This is a genomic window from Plantactinospora sp. CA-294935, assembly GCF_050936445.1.
Lineage (GTDB): Bacteria > Actinomycetota > Actinomycetes > Mycobacteriales > Micromonosporaceae > Plantactinospora.
The window spans coordinates 8,600,106-8,615,056 of record NZ_JBNJMU010000001.1 but is presented as its reverse complement, the minus strand read 5'-3'; the positions used below and the strand labels follow the sequence as shown (position 1 = coordinate 8,615,056).

Here is a 14,951-nt window from a genome sequence, read left to right as displayed (position 1 = left end):
ACCTACCGCTTCGGCGCAGCGGGCGGCTACCGGGCCGACCGGTAACGGACGGAGGAACGATGTCCCGATCCCGCCCGACCCGCGCGCTCGCGGGCGCCCTGGTGCTGGCCGGCGTGCTCGGCACCGTCCCGGCCGCCGGCGCCACCGCCTCGGCCGCCACCGCGACCGACTACACCGTCGAGGTGGACGCCGCCGGCACCGGCCCGGCGATCGCCGACACCATGTACGGGGTCTTCTTCGAGGACATCAACCGGGCCGCCGACGGCGGGCTCTACGCCGAACTCGTGCAGAACCGCTCCTTCGAGTACGACCCGGCGGACAACGCCGCGTACACCGGGATGACGGCCTGGGCCCCGACCGCGCCGGACGGGGTCCGGGGCACCGTCGGCGTGGTCGACGACGCCGGGCGGCTGGGCGAGCGCAACCGCCGTTACCTGCGGCTCGACCTGCCGGCCGGCGGCCAGGGCTACGGCGTGGTCAACGCCGGCTACAACTCCGGCATCCGCCTCGACCGCCAGCGCTACTACGACTTCTCGCTCTGGGCCCGCACCGGCACCGCCGTCGGCACCCCGCTGACCGTCCGGCTCACCGATCCGGCCGGTGCCGACCTCGCCGCGCCGCTGCGGATCGTGGTCCGCGGCGACGGCTGGACGAAGTACACCGGCACCTTCCGGGCGACCGCGACCAGCAGCACCGGCCGGCTGGCGGTGACCGGCACCGGCGGCGGCACCGTACGCCTCGACATGGTCTCGCTCTTCCCCCGGGACACCTTCAAGAACCGGCCGAACGGGATGCGCCGGGACCTGGCGGAGAAGGTCGCCGCGCTGCGGCCGGGCTTCCTGCGCTTCCCCGGCGGCTGCCTGGTCAACACCGGCAGCCACTACGGCTACACCGTGCCGGACTACGAGCGGCGGCGGTCCTACCAGTGGAAGGACACCGTCGGGCCGGTGGAGGAGCGGGCCACCAACGCCAACTTCTGGGGCTACAACCAGTCCTACGGCCTCGGCTACTACGAGTACTTCCAGTTCGCCGAGGACATCGGCGCGATGCCGCTGCCGGTGGTGCCGGCGCTGGTCACCGGCTGCGGGCAGAACCAGGCCACCGACGATCCCGAGCTGCTGCGCCGGCACATCCAGGACACCCTGGACCTGATCGAGTTCGCCAACGGCCCGGCGACCTCGCAGTGGGGCGGCCTGCGGGCCCGGATGGGCCACCCGGCGCCGTTCGGGCTGACCCATCTCGGGGTGGGCAACGAGGAGAACCTGCCGGACGAGTTCTTCACCCGGTTCCAGCAGTTCCGGTCGGCGATCGAGGCCGCGTACCCGGAGATCACCGTGATCAGCAACTCCGGGCCGGACGACGCGGGCGGCACCTTCGACCGGCTCTGGCAGCTCAACCGGGATGCCGGGGTCGAGATGGTCGACGAGCACTACTACAACAGCCCCGAGTGGTTCCTCCAGTACAACGACCGGTACGACTCCTACGACCGGGCCGGGCCGAAGGTCTTCCTCGGCGAGTACGCCTCGCAGGACAACCGGTTCTTCAACGCGCTCGCCGAGGCGGCGTACATGACCGGGCTGGAGCGCAACGCCGACGTGGTGAGACTGGCGTCGTACGCGCCGCTGCTGGCCAACGAGGACTACGTACAGTGGCGGCCCGACCTGATCTGGTTCAGCAACTCCACCTCCTGGCCGTCGGCGAGCTACCAGGTGCAGAAGCTGTTCATGACCAACGTCGGCGACGAGGTGGTGCCGAGCCGCGCCTCCGGGACGCCGAGCACCGCGGTACCGATCACCGGTGCGGTCGGGCTCTCCACCTGGGCCACCAGCGCGGCGTACGACGACGTCACCGTCACCTCGGCCGACGGCGCCACCCTGCTCCGGGACGACTTCTCCGGCGGTGCCGGGCAGTGGACCCACGCCACCGGGAGGGGCTCGTGGTCCGTGGTGGACGGCGCGTACGTGCAGTCCGACGCGGTCGCCGAGGACACCATGGTGACCGCCGGTGACCCGGGCTGGCGCGACTACGACCTGCGGGTCACCGCCACCAAGCGGTCCGGCCGGGAGGGCTTCCTCGTCGCGTTCGGAGTGCGGGACACCGGCAACTTCTACTGGTGGAACGTCGGCGGCTGGAACAACACCCAGACGGCGGTGGAGAAGGCCAGCGGCGGCGGCAAGCAGACGATGGTCGCCAAGCCCGGAAGCGTCGAGACCGGCCGCGCCTACGACCTGCGGATCTCGGTACGGAACCGGACCGTGACCCTGTATCTGGACGGGCAGGAGTGGGGCAGCTTCACCGACGACCGGGCCGTCGAGCCGTTCCGTCAGGTGGTGACCCGGGACCGGGCCACCGGCGAACTGGTGCTGAAGGTGGTCAACGCGCAGGCGTCCGAGGCGGCGACCCGGATCGACCTCGGCGACCGGGTGCGGGTCGGCTCGACCGCCCGGGTGACGACCCTGGCCGGCGGGCCGGACGACGTCAACACCGCCTCGTTCACCCCCATCCAGCCCCGCGAGTCCCGGCTGACCGGCGTCCGGAACACCTTCTCGTACACCTTCCCGGCGTACTCGGTGACGTTCATCCGGATCGGTGCGACCGCGGGTCCGGGCGGAGCATCGAGAGGCGGAGACGGAGTCATGGAGAGGACGGCGCGGTGAGTACTGACGGAGTCAGCCGGCGCGGGCTGCTGCACGCCGCCGGGAGCGGTCTGGTCGTCGCCGGAGCGGCCGGTGCGCTGCCGCTGGCGTCCGGCGCGGCAGCCTGGGCGGCGCCGGACACCGCCCCGGCACCCGACACCGACCGTCGGGCCGAGTCGGCCGGCACCGGCCTGACCACCCGGAATCCGCTGGTCGCCCAGCGCGCCGACCCGTTCGTCACCCGACCGGTCCGCGGCATGTACTACCTGACCGGCTCGGTGCCGGAGTACGACCGGATCGTGGTACGCGGCGCGCCGACGCTGGACGGCCTGGCCAGCGCGCGGGAGCGTACCGTCTGGCGGCGCCCGGCCACCGGCCGGATGGGCGGCTACATCTGGGCGCCGGAGCTGCACCACATCGACGGGCGGTGGTACATCTACTTCGCCGCCGGAGACTCCGACGACCCGTTCCGGATCCGGACCTACGTGCTGGAGTCCGCCGAGCCCGATCCCCGCACGGCGGCCGGCTGGGTGCTGCGCGGCCAGCTCAGCACCGCCTGGGACACCTTCACCCTGGACGCCACCACCTTCGCGCACCGCGGCGTCCGCTACCTGCTCTGGGCGCAGAGCGAGCCGGGCATCGCCACCAACAGCAATCTCTACATCGCCGCGATGGCCTCCCCGCTGGCGATCCAGGGCGACCCGGTGCGGATCGCCGTGCCGACGCTCTCCTGGGAGGTGCAGGGTTTCCGGGTCAACGAGGGGCCGGCGGTGCTGATCCGCAACGGCCGGGTCTTCGTCACCTTCTCGGCCAGCGCGACCGACGCCCGCTACTGCATGGGGCTGCTCACGGCCGACGAGAACGCCGACCTGCTCGACGCCCGCTCCTGGACCAAGTCGGCGCAGCCGGTCTTCGCCACCAACGAGAACACCCGCCGGTACGGCCCGGGGCACAACTCGTTCACCGTCGCCGAGGACGGCGAGACGGACGTGCTCGTCTACCACGCCCGGGACTACCGCGACATCACCGGCGACCCGCTCTTCGATCCCAACCGGCACACCCGGGTGCAGCGGCTGTACTGGAACACCGACGGCACACCCAGCTTCGGCGTACCGGTCGGGGACGGCGGGCCGGTGCTCCGGTTCTCCCCACTGGACGCGCCGGAGGCGTACGTCCGGCACTTCGGCTATCTGCTCCGGGTCGAGGGCGGGGTGCGGGAGGTCGCCGACACGCAGTTCCGGCTGGTGCCCGGGTTCACCGGTCCGGGCCGGGTGGCGGTGCAGTCGGTCAACTTCCCCGACCGGTACGCCCGGCTCGACGGCACCGTGCTGCGCGTCGACCCGTACGAGGACACCGACGCGTACGCCGTGGCGGCGAGCTTCGTCCAGGTGCGCGGGCTCGCCGACCGGCGGGCGGTGTCGCTGCGGCTGGCCGACGACGCCGACACCTACGTCACGCACGACGGCAACGGGCGGCTGACCGTCGGCCGGCCCGGGAACCGCCGCGCCGACCGGGAACGGGCCACCTTCCGGATCAGTTGACCGCAGGCGGCGGTTGGCGTAACAGCGCCAGTGCCAGCGGGGCGGTGATGAGTAGGGCCGGGCCGATGCCGGTCGAGATCCGTCTCCGCACGGTGCCAGCGTGCCGATCAGCGCCGGGCATCTCGTCACCCGGCGTGACGATTCGTCGATACATCCTTCGGTCGATGGCGCCGGTCCGGCGGGTGTCGGGAACCAGCTCGGAGCAGAAAATGTCGCAGGTGCCGACGACAATGGCGTGGGCTTCGGCTCCGAGCTCCAGGCCCGGGCGGTAACGGGTCCGGCGGGCTCCCGGCCGTGACATCATCGAGCGGTCGCGACACGAGGGGGACAGGGCGATGGACGGCGCCACGGGGGACGGCCGACCGGGCTGGCTGCGCGGGCCGCTGCGCCCGTTCCGCAACGGGCAGTACCAGCTCCTCGCCGCTGCCCTGACGATGTCGCTGTTCGCCGCCGGGGTGTGGATGATCGCCGTCGTCTGGCAGGTCATCGAGATGGACGGCGGCCCCGGCGAGTTGTCCTTCGTCTCCGCCGCGATGGCCGCCGGCATGCTGGCCACCATGCTGCTCGGCGGGGTACTGGCGGACCGGATCCCACAACGCCGCATCCTGCTGGCGGTTGCCGGTGGCCGGACGGTCGTCACCGGCCTGGTCTCGGTGCTGGCGCTGACCGACCAACTGCGCCTGTGGCAGCTCGCGGCGGTGGCGCTGCTGATCGGGGTCGGAAACGGCTTCCACTATCCGGCCTACTCCGCGCTGCTGCCGTCGATCCTGCCGCCCGACGACCTGATGCCGGCCAACGGTGTCGAGGGGATGCTCCGCCCGACGATCATGCAGGCCGCCGGTCCCGCGCTGGCCAGCGTGCTGATCGCCGTCTGGTCGCCCGGCGCCGCGCTGCTGGTGGTGACCGTGCTGGAGGTCGCCGGTGTGGCGTTCCTACAGGCCCTGCGCCCGGTGCCGCTGCGGCACGACCAGGCGGCACCGACGGCCCATCCGATCCGTTCGGCCCTGATCGACCTGCGCGCCGGCTTCGCCTACATGGGCCGTACGCCGTGGCTGCTCGCCACGCTCCTCTACGCGTCCCTGCTCATCCTGCTGATCATGGGGCCGATCGAGGTGCTGGTCCCGTTCGTGATCAAGGATCAGGCCGGCGGCGGCCCCGGGGACCACGCGCTGGTGATGGCGGCGTTCGGCATCGGTGGCGCGATCGGCTCGCTGGGCATGGCCGCGTTCCGGATGCCACGGCGTTACCTGACCATCATGAACCTCTTCTGGGGCCTGGGCTGCCTGCCGCTGGCCGTGGTCGGCGTCGCCGGCCAGGTCTGGCTGATCGCCGTGGCGGTCTTCGCCGTCGGGATCTGCTTCTCGGCCCCGATGGTCATCTGGGGCACCCTGCTCCAGCGGCGCGTCCCACCGCACATGCTGGGTCGGGTCTCCAGCCTCGACTTCTTCGTCTCGCTGGTCTTCATGCCGCTGTCGATGGCCATCGCCGGCCCGGTCAGCACCGGCATCGGCCTCGGCACGACGTTCGTGCTCGCCGGCCTGCTGCCGGCCGTGCTCGCCCTACTGGCGATCGTGCTGGCCCGGATGCCGCAGGACGAACTGGCGCATCCGCTCGACGTGCCGGCGGAGCCGACCGGCTCGGCGCAGCGCCCGGAGGAGCCGGTCGGACCCGTCGCCGTGGAACCGGTCGCCCGCGCCTGAGTCGCGCCGTCACCGGGCCAGCCTCGGCGGCGGTTCGCCCGGGCAGGCGCGGTGCCGCCCGCCCGGTCGGCGTGGACGGCGGAGCACCGCCGCACCCGCCCGGACCGTCCCACCCCGCCCTGCGCCGGCCCGGGCGGCGCGTCACCCCGACCATTGCGGGCCCGCCGCACCTGGAGCGTGCTGCCGGGGCCATCGGCAGTCGGCCGTCATCGGTCGTCGAGCTGGTCGTCGAACGGGTCGTGGCCGAGCAGTTGGCGGAACGCCTCCCGGACGTCGATCCGGATCGACTCGCCGCGCGCGGCGTGGTTGCGGACGTGCTGGAACAGCGGCATGAGCTGGCGGAGTTCCTCGGCGGAGACGATGGCCGCCAGTGGGAGGAGGCCGTCGCCACGGTCGATCTCGATGCTGACGATGCCGGTCGCGGGCATCGCCGAGAACCGGAACGGGCCGAGCCGGTCCACCGTCACCGCGGGCGTACTGGTGCCGCCGCCGGTACGTGCCGCCCGCAGCGCGGTGATGCGTTCGAGCTGGTACTGCGCCAGTTCCCGGAGTGTCGTCGACTTCTCCGGATCGTCCCGGATAGCCCGTAGCCGGCGCTCCACGTCGTCGAGTTCGGCCGAACCGTCGTCTTCCCGCGAGCCTCGCATCACCGAAGGTTATCGATCCGCCTGGTGCGGCTGTCGCACACGAGGTGCGAAGGTGTCTCTCCCCCGTGCGGTCGCCGCCCATGGCGGAGCGTGGTCGCCGGTCAGAGCGCCGCCACGATGCGGTCGGTGGTGATCGGCAGGTCGCGTACCCGGACCGAGATCGCGTCGGCGACGGCGTTGGCGACGGCGGCCGCCGTCGGACCCTGGGCCGCCTCGCCGGCGCCGACCGACGGCTCCGCCGGGCGATCCAACAGGTGTACGTCGACCTGCGGCACCTCGCTGAACCGCAGGATCGGATAGCTCTCCCAGTCCGCGCTGGTGACCCGCCAGCGGTCGAACCGGACCCGTTCCTTCAGCGTCCAACTGGTCGCCTGGACCGCGCCGCCCTCGATCTGGTTGCGTACCCCGTCGGGGTTGACCACCCGCCCCACGTCGACGACCAGGGTCAGCCGGCGCACCCGTACCTCGTGCTCGGCCTGCACCTCGGCCAGCACCGCACAGTACGCACCCCGGTCCTTGTAGCGGGCGAAGCCGATGCCGTGTCCGACGTGCTCCTCGGTGCCGCGCCGCCGCCAGCCGCCGAGTTCGGCGGCGGTGGAGAGCACCTCCCGGGCCCGGGGGTCGGCGAGCTGGGCCAGCCGGTACGCCACCGGGTCCGCCCCGGCCGCCAGGGCCAGTTCGTCCATGAAGGACTCGATGGCGAAGACGTTGGTGAACGCGCCGAGCGACCGTAGCGACGAGGAGCGCAGCGCGGTCCGCAGCGCCCGATGGCCGTGGATCCGGCGTTCCGGGAAGGTGTAGATCGGCCAGGCGTTGCGGGTCGTCCCGCCACCGCCCCAGGCCGGTGGATCGGCCGCCGGTGGCGTCGGACGGGACCGGTCCCGGTGCGTGGCGGCGAGCAGTCCCGGGCTGCCGGCGTAACCGGGCCGGGCGGTGTGCCCCTGGCTCCACACGTCGTAGGACCAGGTCAGCACCGTACCGTCGGCGGCGACGCCGGCCTCCACCTCGGCCACCATGGCCGAGCCGAAGGGCGCCCAGGTCAGCTCGTCGCGGCGGCTCCACCGTACGTGCACCGGTCGGCCGGGGACGGCCCGGGCGAGCAGTACGGCGTCGAAGGCGGCGTCGTCCGCGCCGTTGTGGCCGTAGCTGCCGGCGCTCTCGACGTGCCGCACGTCGACCCGGCCGGCGTCGAGTCCCAGCGCGGTGCCGATCGCCCGTCCCAGCGCGTGGATGCCCTGGCTGTGGCTCCAGACGCTGACCGCGGAACCGTCCTCGGCCCAGCGGGCGGCACCGCAGCTCGGCGCCATCGACGCGTGGGCCAGGAACGGCCGGCTGTAGGTCGCCCGCAACCGCCGGACCACCTGCCCGGTGCCGGCGCCCCGCACGGCGTCCGGTGCTGCCTCGCCGGCACCGTCCACCCGCCCGGCGGCACGGGTCGGCTCCGGCAGCTCGACCGGGCCAGAACCTTCGGTCAGGCCGGACCGACCCGTGCCGCCGGGTCGAGCCGCACCGCCAGGTTGACCGCCGGCGGGCCGGCCCGCCGGCCCGGAACGGCCCGGCTCGGGGACCGGGATCGACTCGGCCGGTCCGTCCCGGAGGAAGCGGGAGATCTCCTCCTCGTCCGGCAGGGTCGGCTCCTCGTGCCAGCGGGCCGCGGCGGCCAGTGCCGAGGCGGCCCGCTCGGCGTTCTCCTCGCCCTCGGCGACCACGCCGAGGAAGTCGCCGTCCCGGACCACTGCCTGCACTCCGGGCAGGACCCGCGCGGCGGCGGTGTCGACCTCGACCAGGGTGGCCGCCGGTGACGGTGGCCGGACCACCCGGCCGGAGAGCTGCCCGGGCAGTGCGAGGTCCTGGATGAAGCGGGGCCGGCCGGAGACCTTGTCGGGCAGGTCCAGCCGGGGCACGCTGGTGCCCACCCAGCGCGCCTGGTGTCTCGGCTTCGGCCGGACCGCCCCGGTCGCCTCGCGGTCGAGGTCGACCCGCTCGGCCAGTTCCCCGTACGACGTGTGCCGCGAGCCGTCCGCGTCGGTGATGACTCCGTTCTGCACGGTGACGGTGTCCGGGTCGAGGGCCAGGGTCGCCACCGCCTCGGCGACGAAGAGCGCCCGTACCTCGGCACACACCTGGCGGACCGCGGCGCCGGAGTCGGCGACCGAGAGGCTGCCGGCGGTCAGCCCCTCGTCCGGGCCCTCGGCGGTGCTGGCCGCCGCCATCGCGACGGCGCCGAGGTCGACGTCGAGTTCGTCGGCGGCGAGCTGGGCGAGCGCGGTGAGGATGCCCTGCCCGAGTTCCACCTTGCCGACCCGGACCGTGACGGTGCCGTCCCGGCGTACCGTTATCCAGCGGGCGAGCCGGGGGTTGCCGACCACGCCCCGGGGCAGCGGCGGCGCGGCCGGTGCGGAGTCCCGGCGGTCGACGCTCACCGGTCGACCCTCGTACCTGACGCACCGGCGTTGGCCCCGCTGCCGCTCGCCCCGCTCCTGGCGCCGCTCGTGCTGGCATCGGTCGTGCCGGCACCGGTCGTGCTGGTGTCGCTGGCGCTGGTGTCGCTGGTGCTCGGATCGCTGGTGCTCGGGTCGGTGTCGCCTGCGCCGGTGCCGCCCTCGCCGGTGCTGCCGGCCCGGTACCGCCCGGCCCGGACCACGGCCCGGACCATCCGCCGCTGTGCGCCGCACCGGCACAGGTGCCGGTCGAGCGCGGCGGCCACCGTCGACTCGTCCGGCTGCGGGTGCTCGGCGAGTAGCGCCGCCGCGCTGACCAGGATCCCCGAGACGCAGTAGCCGCACTGGGCGGCCTGCTCGTCGAGGAACGCCCGCTGGACCGGATGCGGTACGTCGCCGTCGGCGAGCCCCTCGACCGTGGTGACCGTCCGGCCGGTTGCCGCCCAGAGCGGGATGTCGCAGGAGGGTGCGGGCCGGCCGTCCAGCAGGACGAAGCAGGCGCCGCAGAGGCCGAGGCCGCAGCCGAACCGCGAGCCTTTGAGACCGAGCACCTCCCGCAGCACGTGCAGCAGGGTGCTGTCGGCGTCGGCGTCGACCTGCCGCCGCTCGCCGTTGACGGTCAACTCGAATGTCTGTTCCATGTCCCAGGCGTCCCCGGCCACGCTTTCGCGACGATGATCCACAATCGGCTGGAGCAGCCTCGCCTACGTCGGCTCCGGCGTCAACCCGGCGAGTTCGGCGTGGATCCGGGTGGCGGGTTGCACCGTGCCGGCGCCGCCCGACCGCGCGGTTCGGCGGAACCCGCCGGGAGCCGAGCCGTACTCCCGCTTGAACGCGTGCGCGAAGGCGAACTCCGAGGTGTAGCCCACCTGCCGGGCGACCGTGGCCAGCGGTGCGTCGCCGTCCCGGAGCAGCCGGGCGGCGAGTGTCATCCGCCACCAGGTCAGGTACGCCAGCGGTGGCTGGCCGACCAGCGCGCTGAACCGCCGGGCGAACGCGGCCCGGGACAGCGCCGCCCGGCCGGCCAGTTCCCCGACCGTCCACTGTCGACCGGGATCGCCGTGGATCGCCCGCAGCGCCGCCGCCACCCCGGGGTCGCGCAGCGCCGCCGCCCAGCCGGTGGCGGCGCCGTCGGCGGCCCGCTCGTCGAACCAGGCACGCAGGATCTGCAACAGCAGCACGTCCAACAGGGCGGGCAGCATGGCGTCGCCGCCCGGGCGGGGCTGGAGCAGTTCGGCACCGAGCAGTTCCACCGTGGCGTGCAGTCCGGGGTGCCGTGCGATCCGTGCCGGCAGGTGGATGACCTCCGGCAGGTCGTGCAGCAGCGGGTGGCTCCGGGAACCATCCAGCAGGTACGCGCCACAGAGCATCACCGTCTCGGCCCCGGTGCCGTCGGTCGCCTGCCGACCGGGCCGGTTCACGCCCTGACCGCCCGGTCGCTCCCGGGCGCCCCCGCCCGGCTCCGTCGACGTCGCTGTCGACCGGGCGGCGGTGGTCTCCACCAGCGGGGTCGACGGGCTGTCCGCCAGGGCGTGGGCGGCGCCGCGCGGCAGGAACGCCACGTCGCCGACGCCGAGGCGCAGCGGTGCGCCGTCCGGCGGATAGAGCCAGCACGAGCCCTGTACGACGACGTGGAAGCCGGCCCCGTCGACCGCCGGGAACCGCTGTCCGAACGGAGCCGGCCGGCGTACCCGCGCGGAGTGCGGGCGACCGGTCCGCACGGCGGTGACCGCGTCGGAGAGCACGTCCATCGCGTCAGCGTATCCCCGGATGAATCCGCTGAGACGGTCACGCATGCCCGGAAGAGTCTTACGCATTTGTCGTCTTCACACACCGCCATAGCGTGATGTGGACCCGGGCCGGTCGGGTGGGATCACCTACCCGACCTTGTCCCGGCGGTCCGCCCGGCCGGCCCCGGCCCGGCGGGCCCCGACCTGAGGAGAGACCGGATGAGGATCGCCGTCTACGGTGCGAGTGGCTACCAGGCGGGTCTCGTGCTCGCCGAGCTGACCCGGCGGGGCGTCGAGCCGGTCCTCGTCGGCCGGGACGCCGCCCGGTTGCACCGGGCCGCCACCCGGATCGGGATCACCGGCGCCGAGCGGCGGGTGGCCGGCACCGACGACCACCGGACGCTGGTGGCGGCGCTGCGGGACTGCGACGCGGTCGTCAACTGTGCGGGACCGTTCACCGACTCCGGGCACGCCGTGGTCCGAGCCGCCGTCGCCGCCGGCTGCCAGTACGTCGACACCGCCGGCGAACAGGTCTATCTCAGCACGGTCTTCGACACCTTCGCCGGGCCGGCCGAGCGCGCCGGAGTCACCGTCGTGCCCGCCGCGAACGACGCCTGCCTGCCGGCGGATCTGCTCGCCCGGCTGCTCGCCGACACCCTCGGACCGGTCGAGGAGATCGTGGTGAGCCACTTCATCACCGGTGGCGGTGGACCGTCCCGTGGCTCGCTGCGGTCGCTCGGCGCGACGGTCGACGTGATCAGGGGAGGCGGGCTCACCTACCAGAGCGGTGCCTGGCGTACCGGGGTGCCGCCCGGGCGTACCTCGGTGACCCTGCCGGGCGCGTCGGAACCGACCGAGGTGGCACGGTTTCCCCTGGCGGAGGTGGTGACCATTCCACGGCACGTGCCGGTCGGGCGGGTGGAGAGTTTCGCCGAGGCCGGGCTGGGCGCGGCGTTGAGCGTGCCGCTTCCGCCGGAGGTCATCGATGCCCTGCCCGAGGGGCCGGACGAGGAGGGGCGCCGTGGCCAGCGGTTCAGCTACCTGGTCGACGCCGTCGGTGTGGAGGGGCGCCGGGTCCGGGGCGTCGTGCGGGGGAGCGACACCTACGGCAGTACGGCGGTCATCGCCGTCGAGGCCGCCCGCCGACTCGTCGCGGACGGCGCCCGGCCCGGGGTACTCGCCCCGGCGCAGGCGTACGACCCTCGCGACTTCCTCGACTCCCTCGCCCCGTGCGGGATCCGGTGGTGGATCGGCGACGCCGACGGGTGAGCCGGGTCAGTCGCCGGCCCCGGCCGCCGGGGCGGTCGCGGTGGCGCGCCGGAACCGCTCGCTCCACTCCCGGAGCTGGTCGGTCAGCTCGGGCGGGGAGAGCACCTCGAACTCCGCGCCGAGCGAGCCGAGCGCCATGACCGGCCAGTCCAGCGTGTCGGTGGTCATCACCATCCGGCAGTGCCGCTCGTCGACGTACTCGATGGTGGCCCAGCGGGACAGGCGCTCCTCGACGGTGGCCAGCGGCGCCCGCACCAGCACCTCCACCCGGTACGGCGCGGGCAGGTTCTCGATCCCGGCCCGGACGAACGTGGCGGCGTCCTCGGCGGGTAGTTGCCGGGGGTGGAACCGGGCCCCGGTGCCGCGTGGATCGTTCAGCCGGTCGAGCCGGAAGCTGCGCCAGTCGTGCCGGATCAGGTCGTAGCCGACCAGATACCACCGCCGGCCGAGCGAGACCAGCCGGTACGGCTCGACGTGCCGCTCGGTCCGCTGCCCGCCCCGGGCGGTGTAGTCGAAGCGCAGGCGTTCGGCATCCCGGCAGGCCTGGGCGACGGTGGTGAGGACCGCCGCCTCGACGGTCGGTCCGCCGCCGTCGCCCCAGAACGCCGGTACGGTCATCGCGCGCAGCGCGTCGACCCGACGCCGCAGCCGGGCCGGCATCACCTGTACGACCTTGGTGAAGGCCCGGATCGACGACTCCTGGATGCCGGCGACCGCACCGTGCGCGGCCGCCTGCAACCCGACCGCGAGCGCGACCGCCTCCTCGTCGTCGACCACCAGCGGGGGTAAGGCGGCGCCCGGGGCGAGCTGGTAGCCGCCGTCGACGCCGCGGTGCGCGTCGACCGGGTAGCCCAGTTCACGCAGCCGGTCGACGTCGCGGCGGAGGGTGCGGACCGAGACGCCGAGCCGGTCGGCGAGTTCGGTGCCGGGCCAGTAGCGGTGGGTCTGCAACAGGGAGAGCAGGCGGAGGGTCCGGGAGCTGGTGTTCGCCATGCCGGCAAGTCTGCCCGACATTCAGGCCAGAAACTGGCCGCTATGCCGCCTAGCGTTCCGGACATGAGACGACCGACCCTCCGACCGGGGAGCAACGAATGATCGACGCCCGCTCGCTCACCCGGGACTTCGTGGTGAGCCGCTCCCAGACCGTGCACGCCGTCCGGGGCATCAGCCTGCGGATCGAACCCGGCGAACTGGTCGCGCTGCTCGGCCCGAACGGCGCCGGCAAGACGACCACGATGCGGATGCTCACCACGCTGATCGCGCCGACCTCCGGCACCGCGACCGTCGCCGGCCACGACGTGGTACGCGAACCCGGCCGGGTCCGCCGGCACATCGGGTACGTCGGCCAGGGCAACGGGGCCGGGCACACCCAGCGGGTCGGCGACGAACTGCGTACCCAGGGCGCGATCTACGGCCTGGACCGGCGTGCCGCCCGGCGGCGGGCCGACGACCTGCTGGAAGCCCTCGACCTCACCGACCTCGCCAACCGGAAGGTCTCGGCCCTCTCCGGCGGACAGCGTCGCCGGCTCGACGTGGCGATGGGCCTGGTCCACGCGCCGTCGCTGCTCTTCCTCGACGAGCCCTCCACCGGGCTGGACCCGCAGAACCGGGCGAACCTGTGGGACCACATCCTGCGGATGCGCGCCGAGGCCGCGATGACGGTGGTGCTCAGCACGCACTACCTGGACGAGGCGGACTCGATGGCCGAACGGGTCGTCATCGTCGACCACGGCGAGATCATCGCGGACGACTCGGCGGCGGCGCTGAAGGCGAAGCTCGCCGGGGACCGGATCGTGGTCACCGCCGCCGGGGACGACGCCCGGCCGCTGGCCCGGCTGGTCGACCGGCTGCCCGGCGCCCGGGACGTGGTCTGTGCCGGTTCCCGGGTCGAGGCGCACGTCGCCGACGGGCCGGCGGCACTGCCGGAACTGCTCCGGGCCGCGGTCTCCGCCGACGTACGGGTCGGCACCGCCCAGGCGCACCAACCCACCCTCGACGACGTGTTCCTCACCCTCACCGGCCGCAGCCTGCGCGAGGCCGAGCAGGAGACCCCGACCGCGCAGGGCAGCCCGCAGGACCCGCAGACCCGGAAGGACGCACCGTGACCACCATCAGCGCCACCGCCCCGTCGCCGACCCCGGTTCCGGCGGGCGGCCGGAGCGGTCCGCTCGGCCTGCTCCGCGACATCGGCATCGTGCTGACCCGCGAACTGCGCCCGTTGCGGTACGACCCGTTCTCGATCATCTTCGGCATGGTGCAGCCGCTGGTCTTCCTCGGCCTGTTCGGGCCGCTGCTGGTCGGCTCGCTCGGCAGCCAGGCCGGTGCGACCCTCGGCGAGGGTGGGGTGTGGCAGTGGTTCGTACCGGCCATCCTGGTGATGACCGCCCTGTTCGGCACCTCGGCCACCGGGGCCAACCTGCTGTTCGAGTTCCAGACCGGTGCACACGAGCGGATGCTGGTCGCCCCGTTGTCCCGGTCGTCGCTGCTGGTCGGCCGCGCGCTGAAGGAGATGGTGCCGCTCGCCGGACAGGCGGTGATCATCGTCCTGGTGATGATCCCGTTCGGCTTCCGGCTCTATCCGGTCGGCGCGCTGGTCGGGTTGGCGCTGCTCGCGCTCTTCGGCGTCGGGCTCGGCGCGCTGAGCTATTCGCTCGCGATCGCCGTACGCAAGCAGGACTGGATGTTCTGGGCCGTGCAGCAGACCCTGATCTTCCCGCTGATGCTGCTCTCCGGAATCCTGCTGCCGTTGGAGACCGGTCCGGGGTGGATGCGGGTCGCGGCGCACTTCAACCCGTTGGCCTATCTCGTCGACGCCGAACGCGCGCTGTTCGCCGGTGAGATCGGCTCCACGACCGTGCTCTGGGGCTGGGTCGCGGCGCTGGTCACCGCCGCTGTCGGCCTGACCGTCGGAGTACGGGCGATGGCCCGCAGCGCCGTCTGATCCGGTGGCCCGCCGGGGCGGGACGACACGCGTCCGTCCCGCCCCG

11 protein-coding genes are annotated in these 14,951 nt (G+C 73.5%); 6 read left to right on the top strand and 5 right to left on the bottom strand.

Going from position 1 to position 14,951, the window contains the following annotated elements:
- Positions 1-59 precede the first annotated feature (59 nt).
- From ACQEVC_RS37760 to ACQEVC_RS37750, 3 genes are all read left to right on the top strand, one after another.
- Positions 60-2,657 (top strand): alpha-L-arabinofuranosidase C-terminal domain-containing protein, encoded by a 2,598-nt coding sequence (locus ACQEVC_RS37760; RefSeq protein WP_432887967.1) that lies wholly within the window; start codon positions 60-62, stop codon positions 2,655-2,657.
- Positions 2,654-4,177, top strand: coding sequence for a family 43 glycosylhydrolase (locus tag ACQEVC_RS37755; protein ID WP_432887964.1), 1,524 nt, complete (start codon positions 2,654-2,656; stop codon positions 4,175-4,177). The genes ACQEVC_RS37760 and ACQEVC_RS37755 overlap by 4 nt, the downstream gene beginning before the upstream one ends.
- Before the next feature lie 335 nt (positions 4,178-4,512).
- A complete protein-coding gene (locus ACQEVC_RS37750) occupies positions 4,513-5,877 on the top strand; it encodes an MFS transporter (protein WP_432887961.1) in 1,365 nt (454 codons plus the stop codon).
- Positions 5,878-6,083: 206 nt separating this feature from the next.
- On the opposite strand, the gene ACQEVC_RS37745 is transcribed toward ACQEVC_RS37750, so the two are convergent.
- From ACQEVC_RS37745 to ACQEVC_RS37730, 4 genes are all read right to left on the bottom strand, one after another.
- Complete coding sequence (locus ACQEVC_RS37745; protein WP_432887958.1) at positions 6,084-6,524, bottom strand: hypothetical protein; 441 nt, start codon at positions 6,522-6,524, stop codon at positions 6,084-6,086.
- Positions 6,525-6,625: 101 nt separating this feature from the next.
- Positions 6,626-8,947, bottom strand: coding sequence for a molybdopterin cofactor-binding domain-containing protein (locus ACQEVC_RS37740; RefSeq protein WP_432887955.1), 2,322 nt, complete (start codon positions 8,945-8,947; stop codon positions 6,626-6,628).
- The gene (locus ACQEVC_RS37735) at positions 8,944-9,606 is read right to left on the bottom strand and encodes a 2Fe-2S iron-sulfur cluster-binding protein (protein ID WP_432887952.1); all 663 of its coding nucleotides are present in this window, start codon (positions 9,604-9,606) and stop codon (positions 8,944-8,946) included. Before ACQEVC_RS37735 ends, ACQEVC_RS37740 begins: the two co-directional genes overlap by 4 nt.
- A 63-nt stretch (positions 9,607-9,669) precedes the next feature.
- Positions 9,670-10,716 (bottom strand): AraC family transcriptional regulator, encoded by a 1,047-nt coding sequence (locus tag ACQEVC_RS37730; RefSeq protein WP_432891927.1) that lies wholly within the window; start codon positions 10,714-10,716, stop codon positions 9,670-9,672.
- A 198-nt stretch (positions 10,717-10,914) separates the two neighbouring features.
- Between ACQEVC_RS37730 and ACQEVC_RS37725 the strand changes: the two genes are divergently transcribed.
- Entirely contained in the window at positions 10,915-11,964 is a 1,050-nt protein-coding gene (locus ACQEVC_RS37725; RefSeq protein WP_432887949.1) for a saccharopine dehydrogenase family protein, read from the top strand.
- Between the two features lie 6 nt (positions 11,965-11,970).
- Here ACQEVC_RS37725 and ACQEVC_RS37720 read toward each other — a convergent pair whose 3' ends face one another.
- On the bottom strand, positions 11,971-12,957 hold the full coding sequence (locus ACQEVC_RS37720) for a helix-turn-helix transcriptional regulator (protein ID WP_318396222.1): 987 nt from the start codon (positions 12,955-12,957) through the stop codon (positions 11,971-11,973).
- 98 nt (positions 12,958-13,055) lie between these two features.
- Between ACQEVC_RS37720 and ACQEVC_RS37715 the strand changes: the two genes are divergently transcribed.
- Entirely contained in the window at positions 13,056-14,069 is a 1,014-nt protein-coding gene (locus ACQEVC_RS37715) for an ATP-binding cassette domain-containing protein (RefSeq protein WP_432887945.1), read from the top strand.
- Positions 14,066-14,905: an ABC transporter permease gene (locus tag ACQEVC_RS37710; protein ID WP_432887942.1), complete on the top strand. Its 840-nt coding sequence runs from the start codon at positions 14,066-14,068 to the stop codon at positions 14,903-14,905. Before ACQEVC_RS37715 ends, ACQEVC_RS37710 begins: the two co-directional genes overlap by 4 nt.
- Positions 14,906-14,951 lie beyond the last annotated feature (46 nt).